The sequence below is a fragment of the Pseudoalteromonas sp. Hal040 genome, assembly GCF_037162425.1.
Taxonomy (GTDB): Bacteria; Pseudomonadota; Gammaproteobacteria; order Enterobacterales; family Alteromonadaceae; genus Pseudoalteromonas; species Pseudoalteromonas gelatinilytica.
On the sequence record NZ_JARLUU010000001.1, the window covers coordinates 2491469 to 2507762 of the forward strand.

Here is a 16294-nt window from a genome sequence, read left to right on the forward strand (position 1 = left end):
TTACCTTATTCAATAATGTCGCCACGCAGCAGGTATTTACACACCGCTACTGTACTTACAAAACCTAGCATCGCAATTAATAATGCCGCTTCAAAATAAAGTCCCGTGCCCATGCTCATGCCATAAAGAATGATCAAAGCAATGGTGTTAATAAACATAGTATCAAGCGCTAAAATGCGATCTGGCACCGACGGACCAACGATTAGGCGCCATAGATTCAGCAATAACGAGATTGCAATCATGGCATAAACAATTAGAAAAACGGTATCTAGCATCGAAAAATCTCCTTAAGCGGTGCTTCGTAACGCTGCTTAATAGTATTAATTAACGCTTGTTCATCTGCTAAATCGAGTACGTGAATTAATAAATAGCGCTGCTCAATAACTTCACCCTCTTCAAGTGACTCAGGAATAGGATACACCTCTGCGCTTACAGTACCCGGCGTTAACGACACGGTACTTGCCAAAATTGTAATTGGCATTTCATGACTTAAATCCAAAGGCACTTTTACAAAACCCGGACGCAATTTTTTAGTCGGTCCTAAAATCAGCAGTGCCACTTGCAAGTTAGCAGTCACAATATCGTACAAAACTAACATTAAGTGTCTAAATGCCAGACCAGGTTTAACGATCAGTGGTTGCGGATCACGAAATGGAAAGGTGATCCACGGGATAGTGATTGCAAAAAACGCGGCTAATAACAGATGACCCGGTGACACACTGTTATTTAATAACAGCCACACAACAAACAATAAAACACTACGAAATGGTGTCGGCAGCCAACGAAAACGAGCTTCTAAACGCATTATTGACCTCCTTGTAATACAGCATTGATGCTCGTATTAATATCAAACAACTGCTCTGAGGTTGTTAACATAAAATCAGAGATTGAACCGGCAAAAACAACCATTAAAGGTGAGCATGCCAACAAAGCAATTACCGCGGTTACTTTTAAAGGGTGTGCTTTGCTGCCCTCAATTGCTTCGCTGTCTTTGTGTTTATGATCCCAAAATAAGCTTGTGCCAGCACGAGAAACTGCGACTAATAACGCAAGACTGGCAAGAATATAAATCGGCCAGAATAACATGGCTTTTTCACTATCAAGGGTGCTTTTTAGGATCCAAATTTTGCCCACAAAACCAGATAGTGGTGGCATACCAACCACTGCAAGTGCAGCGATAACAAAACAAATACCCAGTAAGAATGGCTGCGCAACGGGACGCCCTGCAACTAAACGGTCCGCAACCTTACCACGCTGCTGCGCAATTAAATCGGCAATTAAAAATAGCGCGGCACAAATTACCGTTGAGTGCACAAGGTAATAAAGGAGTGCCGCTGTTGCCGAGACATTTTGAATTGCAACGAGTGCCACTAATGTACCGACAGAGACAATCACTAAATTGGCTATCAACTTTCTAAAATCTTGACTCGCTAATACACCAATTGCTCCCATCACGATGGTCGCAAGTGCTAAGCCCCATAACCAAGGCTGTGCCATGTGAGCAAGCTCACCCGCGTTCTCACCAAAGATCACCGTATAAATACGAAGCATCGCGTACACACCGACTTTAGTCATAATGGCAAATAAGGCTGCAACCAGCGGCATCGCATTTGCGTAGGTATTTGGTAGCCATAAATGCAAAGGTAATAAAGCGCCTTTTAAGGCAAATACCACGATTAACAGTAAGCCACCAATTTTAGCTAGGTAAACATCATCACCTGTCAATTGCGGGACTTTTTGTGCTAAATCAGCAATATTTAACGTACCTAGTACACCATATAGTACACCTAAGGCAATTAAGAATACGCTTGAGCCAATCAAGTTTAAAATCACGTATTGTAATGCAGCACGGGTGCTGTGTTTATCCGCTGAGTGCATCAATAATGAATAGGATGCAATAAGTAACACTTCGAAAAATACGAATAGGTTAAATACATCGCCAGTTAAAAACGCGCCGTTCACACCTAAAATCAAAAAGTGCACTAATGGGTGAAAAAAGCTGCCTTTTTTGTCATCACCAGCACAACTATAAAGCACCACGACCGCCCCTAAGAAGCTGGTAAGCAGCACTAATAATGTCGCAAGTCTGTCTGCGACAAGTACAATCCCAAATGGCGCCGACCAATCACCTATGGCGTAAACCATTGGTGCAGTACTGTTGATATAAAACAGCAAATAGGCGCTCACCAACACCGTAACCAAAGATAAAATGACTGAGGTTACACGGCGAATTTGCAAGTTCTTTCCGCAAGGCGGCATTAATAGCAAAACGCCAGCCAGCATAGGAATTAAAATCGGTAAAGAAGCGAGATGCTGTATCATTTTTGCTCCTTCGACGACTTAACCATATGACCATCAACATGGTCATTACCTAAATCTGCGCGTCCGCGAATCGCTAAAATAACCACAAACGCAGTCATCGCAAAACCAATTACAATGGCAGTTAAAACCAGCGCTTGCGGTAATGGATCTGCATATTCGCTGCCAGAGCCTAATACAGCGGCTTTATTAATGGTCAAGCGTCCTGATGAGAATAAAAACAGGTTGACCGCATAAGAAAGCATGGTCAAACCCAGTACCACCGGGAACGTTCGCGCTCTCAAAATTAAATAAATTCCGCATGCAACCAGCACGCCCACGCATGATGCGTACAACACTTCCATTAAATATTTACCTCTTGCTTGGGTGTATCAGCAGTCAGTTTTCCTAAACTTGCTAAAATCATCAGCGTTGCACCTACAACGGTTAAATACACACCTAAATCAAACACGATAGCACTGGCAAGCTCAGTCTTGCCGACTAACGGAATATCAAAATAATCAAACCATGTTTTTAAGAATGGACGATCAAATGCCCAACTACCTAAGCCCGTTAATAAAGCAATGGCAATACCCGAAGCGATTATCTTGCGGTAGTTAACATCAAAGCGCTCTGAAATCCAATTCGAACCATTTGCCATGTACTGTAAAATAAACGCAATTGCGGTCACTAGACCGGCAATAAAGCCACCGCCAGGTAAATTGTGACCACGTAAGAAGATATACGCAGAAACCAATAAAGCCAGTGGTAATAAACTTTGCGAAATGCTCGCTAACAAGATAGGGTGGCGTTCGCGCGCCCAAGGGCGACCTTCACTATCACTTGCTGGCATAAACAGTGGCAAGTTAATAAGCAGTTTATAAATACCCAATGCTGCAATACCTAGTACAGTAATTTCACCTAGGGTATCAAAGCCCCTAAAATCGACTAAAATCACGTTCACCACGTTTGTACCACCACCGCCGGTTTTAGCATTGGCAATAAAGAAGTCAGAAATCGACTCAAGTGGTCTGGTTAATAAGGCATAACAGATACTTGCTACAACAACACCAATGGCTGATGAAATTCCTAAATCTCGCAATATACGTAATGAGCTAGACTCTTTCGGAGTGCGCTGTGGTAAGAAAAACAGCGCTAACATGAGTAAGATAACCGTCACTACTTCTACAGTTAACTGAGTCAGTGCTAAATCTGGCGCTGAGAAACGTGTAAATACCACCGACACCATCAAGCCTACAATCGAAATCATAATCAACGAAATCATTCGTGAGCGATGCCAGATAACCGTTGCAAGCGCACCAATCACCAGTAGACCAGCACCAATCGCGTTATGGAAATCGATTGGGGTAAGCCCATTTGCACCCGCCAGCTGACGCATTTCGAATAATGGCCAACCTGCGCACAACAACACCACAGCGATCATCACAAACGCATAGCGCTGTAATGAACCATTTTCGATGCGATTAATTCTTTCTTGAGACCACTTAATTAGCCCGTACATACCGCGGTCAAAACCTTTCTTCGCATTTAAGGTCGGTAATGACGCTTGGAAATGGAATAAATGTTTACGTTGAATGTAAATTAATACACCGCACGACGTAGCGATGAAGCTCATTAACAGCGGTAAGTTGAAGCCATGCCACACTGATAACGTGTATTCAGGAGCAACATTGCCTAGCACTGCAAATGAGGCCGAAGCCAAAATATCGCTTACAGCAAAGTCAGGGAACATACCTACTAATAAACAAAGCACCACTAATATTTCGATTGGTACACGCATGTAACGCGGTGGCTCATGAGGCTGCTTTGGTAAGTCGACAGGGTCACCATTAAAGAAAACATCATGAATGAAACGTGCTGAATAGGCGACAGAGAGCGCTCCGGCAATCGTCGCTAATACCGGAATTAACCATGACATAGAGCCCAATACTTGTTGGTGTAATGTCTCAGCAAAAAACATTTCTTTCGATAAGAAACCATTTAATAGTGGCACCCCTGCCATGGCTGCGGCTGCGACCATGGCAAGCGTTGCGGTATAAGGCATAAAGCGCCACATACCATTAAGCTTACGCATATCTCGGGTGCCGGTTTCATGGTCAATAATACCCGTTGCCATAAATAACGACGCTTTAAACGTTGCGTGGTTAATAATATGGAAAATAGCGGCCACCGTAGCAAGCTCAGTATCTAAGCCAAGTAATAAGGTGATTAAACCTAAATGGCTGATTGTTGAATACGCCAGTAAGCCTTTTAAATCATGTTTAAATAAAGCGATATAAGCACCAACGAGTAAGGTCGCAAGACCCGTCATGGCTACTAAAATAAACCAAATGTCTGTGCCTGCAAGGGCTGGATAAAAACGCGCTAATAAGAAAATACCCGCTTTAACCATGGTTGCAGAGTGAAGATAAGCACTAACCGGAGTAGGTGCGGCCATGGCATGCGGTAACCAAAAGTGAAAAGGAAATTGCGCAGATTTAGTAAACGCACCTAACAGCACTAATACCAAGGCAACTTCATACAAGCCATGTGACTGGATCAGGGTTTTGCTTGCGAGGATTACATCAAGGTTATAACTGCCAACAATATCACCAATCAGCAATAAACCTGCTAGCAACGCAAGACCGCCAGCACCGGTTATGGCAAGTGCCATGCGTGCGCCTTTTCTGGCTTCTGATTTGTGCCACCAGTAGCTAATCAATAAGAATGAGCTAATACTGGTTAGCTCCCAGAAAAACCATAACTGGATCACGTTGTTCGACATCACAATGCCGACCATCGCGGTCATGAATAGCATTAAATAGCAAAATAGCTTTGCCATAGAGTCATTACTACTTAAATAGTAACGTGCATAGAAGATCACGAGGGTACCAATCCCCAAGATCATATATAAAAACAGTAAACTCAAACCATCAAGTCGAAACGAAACTTGCATGTTTAAAAGTGGGATCCAATCTGCGCTATAGCGAATTGTTTCGCCAGAAAAAACCGCAGGGGTATACGAAAATACAATTCCAAGGGCAATCAAAGGCGCTAACATGGTCAAAGCGGTACTTTGATTTCGTGTTAGTTTTGAAGTGCAGGATGAAATAACACTGCCGATTAAGGATAACAGGGGTATCCAGAGCAAAGTCATAATTAGGAGCCTTTTAGTGTCATAAGAATATCAATACTGCTGCTAGTTTTAATTAGTTGCGTACTGTTCATTTGGATGGTTTAAAGTTGGCTTCAAAAAAAGCTTATAGTGCGTACAGTTATACTGATCAGGGGCTATTTTGTCTATAGGAGACAGACCTATTCGCTCAAACTTTAACCGACTCGCATACTAAAATAGCAATAAATAGACGATTAGTCAGAAAATTTCTGTTCACTTGAAGCCGTTGTAAATACAGGCTTTACTCCTAAAAATGCAAAATATTCAGAAAACCGAACAGGCTGTGTTAAGGGCTGGTTAATTTGTTTTAGCCAAAGTTGCCGATATTGCGCTGACAATCCCATCGTTTGGTATTGCATAATTGACCAGTTAGGGCTAGGCTTATACGCTTTTTTATTGCCACAGGCGAGACTCTTTTGCCACCCTTTAGGAGGAGAAGATTGGTTAGCAATAAACAAATTGGGCGCAACCTGCCCTTGCTGCTTACAAAGCCACTGCTGCTTTTGCTCTGGTAACGCATACTCATCTTCAAAACCATTAAAGTGCATCAACTCATGTAAAAACACCGCATAAGATTGCGATGAGTTGATATGCATGATCCCGCCAAGCACATTTGCAGCCCCTTGCTGCGACATCATGACAATAAAATCAAAACCCGCAGGCCATGAACGCGCGGCCGCATTTTGCCAGTTACAGCTCAGTGCCCCACTGCTGCCATCACAGTTAAACGTATCTGCCACATAGACAATGTCGGTGAAACAAAAACTCCCCTTTGCTGGCTCAGGTTTATGAGTGTATTGCTGTTTAAAGTGCTTTAAGGTCGCTATGCCTTTGTAGTGATCTGTCATCATTAAAACATTAAACCGACATTGATCACTTGGCTGTAAATGCACAGCCGATAACACAAATTGTTGCTGCTGCGCATACGCAGAAGTTATTTGCTCAACCGGCATTTTTTGATGAAGTAGAAAAGCCTGTTTTGCACTACCCTGCGGTAATTGACCGGCTTGAAAAAGGCGAGCGAGTTCATGCCATTGCGCCGTTGCAACAAGCTTATCTGATAACGTGAGTTGCTGTGTGGTTGTGAAGTCAGAAAAGTAAGGCTGCCACCATAGTTTTGCCCCCTTGTATTCCCCCTGCTGTAAAAACCTGAGTGCAAGTTGATACGCCGCGTTACTGTCATTAAGCTGTGCAAGCTGTCGAAGTTGTGCGTTACTTAATGCTAATTGCTGGGCATTTATCGCACTTGGTGCAAGATAATAAATAGCCGTTGCTTGTGAAGGATTAACGTTCGCGTAGTAAAGATAGGCAGGAATAAAACGAGATACTGAGCTTGAAATACACCCCAAGCTCAATATCAGAATAACACTAAAAAAACTTAGCTTGCGTTTTCACCAGCCATTAACTCAAGCTCTAAACGGGCATATTTGTATTCAACAAATTCATGCACATTGGTGGCAAGGGCAAGTCTGAAGTAATCAGCTGCAAGATAGTCGTTACCCGCCGCTTGATGTAACTTAGCTAGGTAGAAATAAGCTTCACACAGGCGATGCGCATACTCTTGCTCGGAGGTAACGCCTTCGATGATGCCAGATAAGAATTCAAATTCACTGATATCGCCTAAATAAAGTGCCAGCAATTGATAACCCCATTGCGACTCATCAACACCTTGTGCATTCGCTTTCAAATCAATCAAGGCTTGTGCTTTATCAGCCTCTGACTGAGCTAAATAAAGCCATAAAACACGATACGGATCACTCGGCGAGCGGTTAAGGAACTGCTGAAGATCATCTTGTGCAAGCAATGGACGCTCACCGTAGTAAAGCGCAATACCACGATTGAGGTAGGCATATTCATGCTGCTCATTTAATTCAAGTGCTGAATCAAAAAACTCATACGCTTGCTCATACTGCTGCATTAATGTGTGGTGGATCCCTAAAAAGTTATACACCTCTGCTAAATCAGGTTTAAGCTTAATTGCACGATTAAAATCAATACGTGCCAATGTCGACATGCCTAAGCTGTCAAATAATACGCCACGATCATAATAAAGTTTTGCTTGTTGTTCGCTACTTAAATCAGCACGATTTAATAATTCAGAATAACGAGCAATTGTAATTTCATTACGAAAATCAGGCGCTAACGGTGCAGTAAAGGGCACATTAACAATAGGGACTGACTCAGGTTGTGAGGTTGTTTGACATGCACTTAAAGAAAAAATAGCCACAGCAGTCAATGCTAAGTGTTTAAAAATCATTAAATTCCTTAATACCTGAATTCTCTGTAGACAAAGGCGAAGCGGATAGGTTTCATTAAAGCATAAAAAAAGGGGCTAAACAGCCCCTTTTTCTTATATCCAGTAAATAACTGGTTATTCAATCATCATTAAGCGTCTTTTGGCTCTTCTGCTTTTTCTTCAGCAGCTGGTTCCATTGCTTCTTTGATGCTTAGACGTACACGACCTTGGCGATCTACTTCAAGAACTTTAACTTTAACTTCTTGGCCTTCGCTTAGGTGGTCAGTAACGTTGTTAACACGCTCGGTGCTGATTTGTGAAATGTGCACTAGACCGTCTTTACCCGGAAGGATGTTAACGAACGCACCGAAATCAACGATACGTACAACTTTACCAGTGTAGATAGCACCTACTTCTAGTTCAGCAGTTAATTGCTCGATACGCTTGATAGCTTCGTTTGCACTCATGCCGTCAGTTGCAGCGATCTTGATTGTACCGTCATCTTCGATTTCAATCGTTGTGCCCGTTTCTTCTGTAAGTTGACGGATAGTTGCGCCACCTTTACCGATAACTTCAGCAATTTTCTTCGCAGGGATTTGCATTGTGTAGATGCGTGGTGCGAATTGAGATAACTCTTCAGAAGGAGCAGAAATCGCTTCATCCATTACACCTAAGATGTGTAGACGTGCAGCTTTCGCTTGTTTAAGCGCGATTTGCATGATTTCTTTAGTGATACCTTCGATCTTGATATCCATTTGTAGTGCAGTGATACCGTTTGAAGTACCTGCTACTTTGAAGTCCATATCACCTAAGTGATCTTCATCACCTAAGATGTCTGAAAGAACAACGAAATCTTCGCCTTCTTTTACTAGACCCATCGCGATACCAGCAACAGATGCTTTGATTGGTACACCCGCGTTCATAAGTGCTAGTGACGTACCACATACTGATGCCATAGACGATGAACCGTTTGATTCAGTGATTTCTGAAACAACACGGATTGAGTATGGGAAGTCAGTTAACGTTGGTAATACTGCTGCAATACCACGCTTAGCTAAGTTACCGTGACCAATTTCACGACGCTTAGGAGAGCCTACAAAACCTGTTTCACCTACGCAGAACGGAGGGAAGTTGTAGTGAAGCATAAAGTGATTTTTGTTAGTACCAGTTAAATCATCGATTAACTGTGAATCACGTTCTGTACCAAGGGTTGCAGTTACAAGTGCTTGCGTCTCACCACGAGTGAAGATTGCAGAACCGTGAGTACGCGGTAAAACACCTGTCATTACATCTAGTGCACGAACCATATCTGGTTCACGACCATCGATACGTTTTTCACCAGCGATGATACGGCCACGAACGATTTCTTTTTCTAAAGAACCGAATAGTTTGCCAACTTCTTGCGTATCTAACACTTCGCCTTCAGCAAGTTCAGCTGTTAATGTAGCAACCACTTCTTCTTTCGCTACACCTAGTGCTTCTTTACGCGCTACTTTGTCAGTGATGCGGTATGCTTCACCTACTTTTTCAGCAGCGATTGCAGAGATTTTCTCAGCAAGTGTTACGTTTTTCTCTGGTGCAGTCCAATCCCAAGCTGGTTTACCTGCCTCAGCTTTAAACTCGTTGATTGCGTTGATGATAGCTTGAGATTGCTCATGACCATAAACAACCGCACCTAACATTACGTCTTCAGAAAGCGTTTCAGCTTCTGATTCAACCATAAGTACTGCGTTATCAGTACCAGCAACAACTAGGTCTAATTGGCTTTCTTCAAGCTCAGCGAGTGTTGGGTTAAGTACGTATTCACCGTTGATGAAACCAACACGTGATGCACCGATAGGACCATTGAATGGAATACCAGAGATAGCAAGTGCTGCTGAAGTACCAATCATAGCAACCATATCAGGTTGGATTTCTGGGTTAACAGAAACAACTGTCGCAATTACTTGTACTTCGTTTACGAAACCGTCTGGGAAAAGTGGACGGATTGGACGGTCGATTAGACGAGCGATAAGCGTTTCGCCGTCGTTAGGGCGACCTTCACGCTTAAGGAAACCACCAGGGATACGACCCGCGCCGTACATACGCTCTTGGTAGTTAACTGTTAGTGGGAAGAAATCTTGACCTGGTTGTGCATCACGCTTACCAACAACAGTAACTAATACTGAAGTATCGCCAATGCTTGCTAGTACTGCGCCATCAGCTTGACGAGCGATAGCACCTGTTTCTAGGGTCACAGTGTGTTGACCTAGTTGAAATTCTTTAATAATTGCTTGCACTTAAAAATATCCTTTAAATGTAAAAGCAACTCAGAGCAGTGCTCCGAATTGGTAAAAATATAGTCCATCAAAGTACCAATTACAGTACTTAATTAAACTTAATAAAAATTAATTAAGTACTACAATTGGCAATGATGTTTTTTCAATCACTTAGCAGATTCACCTACTAAGATGTGCGCTAGTATACCTTTCATACGCGCACAAAAAAAGGGGCTAAATAGCCCCTTTTCTCGTAATCTAGTTCTTAGCGACGTAGGCCAAGCTCTTGGATTAACGCAGTGTAACGTGCAATGTCTTTACCTTTAAGGTAGTCAAGCAGTTTACGGCGTTGGCTTACTTTGCGAAGAAGACCACGACGTGAGTGGAAGTCGTGCTTGTGGCTAGCAAAGTGACCTTGAAGCTTGTTGATATCGAAAGTTAGAAGTGCAACTTGTACTTCAGGTGAACCAGTGTCGCCTTCAGCGCGTGCAAATTTAGCGATGATTTCAACTTTTTCTTGATTGCTTAGTGACATAGTAACTCCAAAAATTAATTTAAATTGTGTTTTAGCCGATCACTAATTCAGCCAAAACGATTGAGCGGGGCGTATTCTACCCAGCTTTGCTCATAACTACAAGGTAATCTTTACTCAGGTAGTTGATTTGATAAACCGCGCTTTGATTTTAAGTGGCCATCTTTATGACGCTCACCAGTGCCAATAAACACGCCATCAGCCATGACTTTAACCACACCATCGGGGACAGGCTTACCAATAACCACGGTTTGACCATGGCTAAATGCCACGCCCTGCTCTTGCGTAATTTCAATCACAGGTAAATCAACCAAAGCAGTATCCATTGGCAGTAATAACTCATCGAGGTAGCTTGAAGGAGCAACATCATCAGCTTTCGCTTGTTGTAGCTTTTCTTCAAGTTGCTCAAGGGTAACCATTTTTTCACTTGGATAATGGCCAACTGCACTACGATGCAGCATAATAACATGCGCACCACAGCCGAGCTTTTCACCTAAATCATCAACAATAGTACGAATATAAGTACCTTTCGACACATGTGCCGTCATTTGTACTTCGTTGTTCGCTTCATCAAACTCATCAAGCGTTAAACTAAATACATTAATTTTTCGACACTTACGAGGTACTTCAATGCCTTCACGGGCATATTTATACAAAGGCTGACCTTGGTATTTAAGCGCTGAGTACATCGAAGGATATTGATCCGACTCACCTAAGAAGCTGGCAATTTGCTCGGCTAATTGTTCACGCGTGACCGATACGTCGCGCGTTTCAACCACTTCACCATCTGAATCAGAGGTCGTGGTTCGCTCACCAAGTTTGGCGCGTACAACATAGGTTTTATCAGTATCAAGCAAGAACTGGGTAAACTTAGTCGCTTCACCAAAACAAATAGGCAGCATACCCGTCGCGAGCGGATCAAGCGCACCGGTGTGGCCTGCTTTTTGAGCAAAGTAAATTCCCTTTGCTTGCTGCAATGCTTTATTTGATGAAATACCTTGCGGCTTATTAAGTAATAAGATGCCGTCAATAGCACGACCTTTACTGCGTCTAGCCATTAGTCTTTAGTGCCTTCTTCGCTGTCATCTTCGTCTACATGCTTGGCATTATCTTCACGAATAACTGAGTCAACCAAGTTTGAAATACGCATACCTTCCATAAGCGAGTTATCAATAACAAAACGTAACTCAGGCATGATGCGCGCACGAATGCGTTTACCTAATAAAGAACGAATATAACCCGTTGCTTCATTTAGGATTTTAGCGCTTTGCTTGGCTTTATCTTCATCGTCAGTATTAAACACTGTGATAAATACTTTTGCGTAAGATAAGTCGCGAGATACCTCAACCGCAGACACTGTCACCATGCCTAAGCGTGGATCTTTGATTTCGCGTTGAAGAATAACAGCAATCTCTTTTTGAATTTGCTGTGCAACACGATCAGTGCGAGAAAATTCTCTCATTTCATTTCACTCTAAAATAATAACTTATTGATGTTAAAGAATAAGTTAATTTAATTACGAATACACAAATGGGGGCTAGGCCCCCATTTAAAATAGTGACTTAAACGAAATTAAAGTGAACGTTGTACTTCAACCGTCTCGAATACCTCGATTTGGTCGCCAACTTTAACATCGTTGTAGTTCTTAACGCCGATACCACATTCCATACCGTTACGAACTTCTTGTACGTCATCTTTAAAGCGACGTAGTGACTCAAGTTCACCTTCATAGATAACCACGTTATCACGAAGTACACGGATAGGCGCGCTACGCTTAACGATACCTTCAGTAACCATACAACCTGCGATTGCACCAATCTTAGGTGACTTGAACACGTCACGAACTTCAGCAAGACCAATGATCTCTTGCTTAAATTCTGGTGCAAGCATACCTGACATCGCTTGTTTAACTTCTTCAATCAGGCTGTAGATAACGCTGTAGTAACGTAAGTCTAGGTTTTCTGACTCAATAACTTTACGAGCTGATGCATCAGCACGAACGTTAAAGCCAACAACGATTGCGTTTGACGCCGCTGCAAGTGTTGCATCAGTTTCAGTGATACCACCTACACCTGAACCAACAATCTTCACTTTAACTTCATCAGTAGATAGTTTAGTTAATGAATCAGCAATTGCTTCAATTGAACCTTGAACGTCTGCTTTAAGTACTACGTTAACTTCAGATACATCGCCTTCAGTCATGTTAGAGAACATGTTTTCAAGCTTCGCTTTTTGCTGACGAGCAAGTTTAACTTCACGGAATTTACCTTGACGGTAAAGCGCTACTTCACGCGCTTTACGCTCATCTTTAACTACCGTTGCTTCGTCACCAGCCGCAGGGATACCAGATAGACCTAAAATCTCAACTGGGATAGATGGACCCGCAGTCTTGATGTCTTTACCGTTTTCATCTTTCATCGCACGAACACGGCCATATTCAAGACCACACAGTACGATATCACCTTGGTTAAGCGTACCAGACTGAACAAGAATTGACGCAACTGGACCACGGCCTTTATCAAGACGCGATTCAATGACAACACCTGCCGCCATACCTTCAGTTGGTGCAGTTAATTCTAGGATCTCAGCTTGCATTAATACTGCTTCAAGTAGGTCATCAATACCTAAACCTGTTTTTGCAGAGATATGTACGAATTGCGTGTCACCACCCCACTCTTCTGGGATAACGTCTAGCTGTGCTAATTCGTTCTTAACGCGATCTGGGTCGATGCCTTCTTTATCCATCTTGTTAACAGCGATGATTAAAGGAACGCCAGCAGCACGGGCGTGCTGAACCGCTTCTTTAGTTTGTGGCATTACACCATCATCCGCAGCAACAACTAGGATTACGATATCCGTTGCTTTCGCACCACGAGCACGCATTGATGTAAACGCGGCGTGACCAGGAGTATCTAAGAACGTGATCATGTGACCATTTGTTTCAACGTGGTATGCACCGATGTGCTGTGTAATACCACCGGCCTCACCAGAGGCAACTTTTGCTGAACGAATGTAATCAAGTGTTGACGTTTTACCGTGGTCAACGTGACCCATTACTGTTACAACCGGTGCACGAGGAAGCGCTTTACCTTCTTCGCTACGGTCGTTTAGTACTTTCTCTTCTAATTCGTTTTCTTTAACGATGATAACCTTGTGGCCCATTTCTTCAGCAACAAGTTGTGCTGTTTCTTGGTCGATCACTTGGTTGATGGTAACCATGTCACCCATCTTCATCATTGTTTTAACAACTTCAGCACCTTTAACCGCCATACGTGATGCAAGCTCTGCAACAGTGATTGTTTCACTGATACGTACTTCGTTTTTCACGTCTGCTGTTGGTTTTTGGAAACCGTGTTGTAATGAGGTAGGTGCTTTTAACTTACCTTTTTTACCTTTAGGACCAGAAGTTAATGGCTTCTCTTTTTGAGGTCCTTTTTTCTTTTTCTTCGCACGACGAGCACTTTGCTCTTCGCGAGCATCAGACTCATCTTCTGCTGCACGTGCGTATGAAGAAGTCGTAAGGTGGTGATCAGCGTTCTTTTCACGCTCTATACGCTCTTCTTCTTCCTTCTTCCAGCGAGCTTCATTTTCTTCAGCTAGCTTTCTTGCCTCTTCTGCTTGACGTTTCGCTTCTTCTTCAGCTTTTCTCAATGCGGCCTCTTCTGCTTCTTTTTGCAGACGCTCAGCTTCGGCGCGATCTTTTTCAGACTTAGCACTTTGCTCTGGGGTCATCTGCTTCTGTTTCGCTTTACGCTCAGCCTCAGCTTTGCGTTTAGCCTCTTCTTTGGCTTGACGCTCAGCTTCTTCTTTCGCTTTGCGCTCTGCCTCTTGTTTCGCTTTAAGCTCTTCAGCTTCTTGCTGGGCTTTAAGCTCTGCTGCTTTACGTGCAGCTTCCTCTGCAGCTAAACGCTCTTCTTCTTGCTGTTGCTCAATGGCGCTTTTCTTAACGTAAGTACGTGTTTTACGTACTTCAACTTGTACAGACTTTGCTTTACCTGTTGAACCAGTCACGCTCAGCGTGCTTTTGCTCTTTCGTTGCAAAGTCATGCGAGCTGGACCTTCAGAGCCCGTGCCGCCATGCTGCTTGCTCAAATGATCTAATAACATCGACTTTTCAGACTCAGTTACCATATCACCTGCTTTTTTAGGAATACCGGCTTGCTCAAGCTGCTGTAGTAGCTTATCAACAGTTGTACCAATATCTCCGGCTAGTTTTTCAACATTTACTTCTGCCATAGTGTGTAATACCTCCGTTAATAAATTACTCGTCTGCGAACCAACAAATGTTACGCGCAGCCATAATTAGCTTGCCAGCTTCTTCTTCTGAAAGGTCAGTGATATCCACTAAGTCATCAATGCCTTGCTCAGCTAAGTCTTCAAGTGTAACAACACCTTTGCTTGCCATTACGAAAGCAAGGTGACGCTCTAAACCTTCAAGTGCTAGTAGGTCTTCTGCAGGCTCTGCACCTTCTAGGCTTTCTTCTGTTTTAAGTGCTTTCGTTGTTAACGCGTCTTTTGCACGTGAACGTAAGATATCAACTGTTTCTTCGTCTAAACCGTCGATTTCTAAGAACTCAGAAGCTGGTACGTAAGCTACTTCTTCAAGCGTTGAGAAACCTTCGTTGATAAGTAATGTTGCAAACTCATCATCGATGTCTAGGTATTCAGTAAATAAGTTGATTAGCTTGTCTGATTCAGCTTCGTTCTTCGCACGCATGTCATCTACTGTCATTACGTTTAATTCCCAGCCAGTTAACTGACTAGCAAGACGAACGTTTTGACCGTTACGACCGATTGCTTGTGCAAGGTTGTCTGCTTCAACAGCGATATCCATTGAATGCGTATCTTCGTCCATTACGATTGACGCAACTTCAGCTGGCGCCATTGCGTTGATAACGAATTGCGCTGGGTTGTCATCGTAAAGAACGATATCAACACGCTCACCACCAAGCTCACTTGATACAGCTTGTACACGTGCACCACGCATACCAACACACGCACCAACTGGGTCGATACGTTTGTCGTTAGATTTAACAGCGATTTTTGCACGAGAACCCGGATCACGTGCTGCGGCACGTAATTCAATCATCTCTTCGCCAATCTCTGGCACCTCAATGCGGAATAATTCCATTAGCATTTCTGGCTTAGAACGCGTTACAAATAACTGCGCGCCACGTGCTTCTGGCTTAACTTCGTATAGAAGACCACGGATACGGTCGCCTGGACGGAAGTTTTCACGCGGTAACATATCGTCACGGTAGATAACCGCTTCAGCATTATTACCAAGGTCAAGTACGATAGCGTCACGGGTTGCTTTTTTAACAACACCTGTTACTAATTCGCCTTGTTGGTCTTTGTATTCTTCAACAACTAATGCACGCTCAGCTTCACGTACTTTTTGTACGATAACTTGCTTAGCCATTTGTGTTGTAATACGGTCAAATTTAATTGATTCGATTTGCTCTTCAACGTAATCACCAAGTTGTAAAGACGGGTCTTCAACTTGTGCTGCTTCTAGCGTGATTTCGCTGTAAGGATGTTCTAGTGAACCATCTTCAAGAACGTTAGCAATTTTCCAACGACGGAACGTGTCGTAATTACCTGTTTTACGATCGATTGATACGCGAACATCAATTTCGCCATCGTGTTTTTTCTTTGTAGCAGTCGCTAATGCGAACTCTAACGCTTCAAAAATCTTTTCTTTTGGAACCGCTTTCTCATTGGAGACGGCTTCAGCAACCAATAATATTTCTTTTGCCATGGGTTATGCCTCGCTTGCCCTATTCCTTCGCACT

General features: G+C 43.0%; 13 protein-coding genes. All 13 read right to left on the reverse strand.

What is annotated here, in order from left to right:
- Window positions 1-5: 5 nt before the first annotated feature.
- Complete coding sequence (locus tag P4S60_RS11545; protein WP_063706782.1) at window positions 6-275, reverse strand: K+/H+ antiporter subunit F; 270 nt, start codon at window positions 273-275, stop codon at window positions 6-8.
- Window positions 269-805 (reverse strand): Na+/H+ antiporter subunit E, encoded by a 537-nt coding sequence (locus P4S60_RS11550; RefSeq protein WP_105181493.1) that lies wholly within the window; start codon window positions 803-805, stop codon window positions 269-271. Before P4S60_RS11550 ends, P4S60_RS11545 begins: the two co-directional genes overlap by 7 nt.
- Window positions 805-2322 (reverse strand): monovalent cation/H+ antiporter subunit D, encoded by a 1518-nt coding sequence (locus P4S60_RS11555; protein ID WP_337116041.1) that lies wholly within the window; start codon window positions 2320-2322, stop codon window positions 805-807. The genes P4S60_RS11550 and P4S60_RS11555 overlap by 1 nt, the downstream gene beginning before the upstream one ends.
- The gene (locus P4S60_RS11560; protein WP_063706776.1) at window positions 2319-2663 is read right to left on the reverse strand and encodes a Na+/H+ antiporter subunit C; all 345 of its coding nucleotides are present in this window, start codon (window positions 2661-2663) and stop codon (window positions 2319-2321) included. The genes P4S60_RS11555 and P4S60_RS11560 overlap by 4 nt, the downstream gene beginning before the upstream one ends.
- Complete coding sequence (locus P4S60_RS11565) at window positions 2663-5455, reverse strand: monovalent cation/H+ antiporter subunit A (RefSeq protein ID WP_337116042.1); 2793 nt, start codon at window positions 5453-5455, stop codon at window positions 2663-2665. Before P4S60_RS11565 ends, P4S60_RS11560 begins: the two co-directional genes overlap by 1 nt.
- A gap of 212 nt (window positions 5456-5667) precedes the next feature.
- Complete coding sequence (locus P4S60_RS11570) at window positions 5668-6828, reverse strand: hypothetical protein (RefSeq protein WP_337116043.1); 1161 nt, start codon at window positions 6826-6828, stop codon at window positions 5668-5670.
- A gap of 23 nt (window positions 6829-6851) precedes the next feature.
- Window positions 6852-7730 carry a lipoprotein NlpI gene (gene nlpI / locus P4S60_RS11575; protein ID WP_063706770.1) on the reverse strand — a complete coding sequence of 293 codons (879 nt, stop codon included), beginning with the start codon at window positions 7728-7730 and terminating at the stop codon, window positions 6852-6854.
- A gap of 128 nt (window positions 7731-7858) precedes the next feature.
- On the reverse strand, window positions 7859-9988 hold the full coding sequence (pnp, locus tag P4S60_RS11580; RefSeq protein ID WP_337116044.1) for a polyribonucleotide nucleotidyltransferase: 2130 nt from the start codon (window positions 9986-9988) through the stop codon (window positions 7859-7861).
- A 244-nt stretch (window positions 9989-10232) separates the two neighbouring features.
- A complete protein-coding gene (rpsO, locus tag P4S60_RS11585; RefSeq protein ID WP_054553172.1) occupies window positions 10233-10502 on the reverse strand; it encodes a 30S ribosomal protein S15 in 270 nt (89 codons plus the stop codon).
- Window positions 10503-10612: 110 nt separating this feature from the next.
- The gene (truB, locus tag P4S60_RS11590; protein WP_054553173.1) at window positions 10613-11557 is read right to left on the reverse strand and encodes a tRNA pseudouridine(55) synthase TruB; all 945 of its coding nucleotides are present in this window, start codon (window positions 11555-11557) and stop codon (window positions 10613-10615) included.
- Window positions 11557-11961 (reverse strand): 30S ribosome-binding factor RbfA, encoded by a 405-nt coding sequence (rbfA, locus tag P4S60_RS11595; protein ID WP_054553174.1) that lies wholly within the window; start codon window positions 11959-11961, stop codon window positions 11557-11559. Before rbfA ends, truB begins: the two co-directional genes overlap by 1 nt.
- Before the next feature lie 110 nt (window positions 11962-12071).
- Entirely contained in the window at window positions 12072-14735 is a 2664-nt protein-coding gene (infB, locus tag P4S60_RS11600; RefSeq protein ID WP_337116045.1) for a translation initiation factor IF-2, read from the reverse strand.
- 25 nt (window positions 14736-14760) lie between these two features.
- Entirely contained in the window at window positions 14761-16260 is a 1500-nt protein-coding gene (nusA, locus tag P4S60_RS11605) for a transcription termination factor NusA (protein ID WP_337116046.1), read from the reverse strand.
- Between the last annotated feature and the right edge of the window lie 34 nt (window positions 16261-16294).

What these genes read in the sequence shown, in the direction of transcription:
- P4S60_RS11545 (WP_063706782.1), bottom strand. Translation starts at nt 275, where the DNA reads ATGCTAGATACCGTTTTTCTAATTGTTTATGCCATGATTGCAATCTCG.
- P4S60_RS11550 (WP_105181493.1), bottom strand. Translation starts at nt 805, where the DNA reads ATGCGTTTAGAAGCTCGTTTTCGTTGGCTGCCGACACCATTTCGTAGT.
- P4S60_RS11555 (WP_337116041.1), bottom strand. Translation starts at nt 2,322, where the DNA reads ATGATACAGCATCTCGCTTCTTTACCGATTTTAATTCCTATGCTGGCT.
- P4S60_RS11560 (WP_063706776.1), bottom strand. Translation starts at nt 2,663, where the DNA reads ATGGAAGTGTTGTACGCATCATGCGTGGGCGTGCTGGTTGCATGCGGA.
- P4S60_RS11565 (WP_337116042.1), bottom strand. Translation starts at nt 5,455, where the DNA reads ATGACTTTGCTCTGGATACCCCTGTTATCCTTAATCGGCAGTGTTATT.
- nlpI (WP_063706770.1), bottom strand. Translation starts at nt 7,730, where the DNA reads ATGATTTTTAAACACTTAGCATTGACTGCTGTGGCTATTTTTTCTTTA.
- rpsO (WP_054553172.1), bottom strand. Translation starts at nt 10,502, where the DNA reads ATGTCACTAAGCAATCAAGAAAAAGTTGAAATCATCGCTAAATTTGCA.
- truB (WP_054553173.1), bottom strand. Translation starts at nt 11,557, where the DNA reads ATGGCTAGACGCAGTAAAGGTCGTGCTATTGACGGCATCTTATTACTT.
- rbfA (WP_054553174.1), bottom strand. Translation starts at nt 11,961, where the DNA reads ATGAGAGAATTTTCTCGCACTGATCGTGTTGCACAGCAAATTCAAAAA.
- infB (WP_337116045.1), bottom strand. Translation starts at nt 14,735, where the DNA reads ATGGCAGAAGTAAATGTTGAAAAACTAGCCGGAGATATTGGTACAACT.
- nusA (WP_337116046.1), bottom strand. Translation starts at nt 16,260, where the DNA reads ATGGCAAAAGAAATATTATTGGTTGCTGAAGCCGTCTCCAATGAGAAA.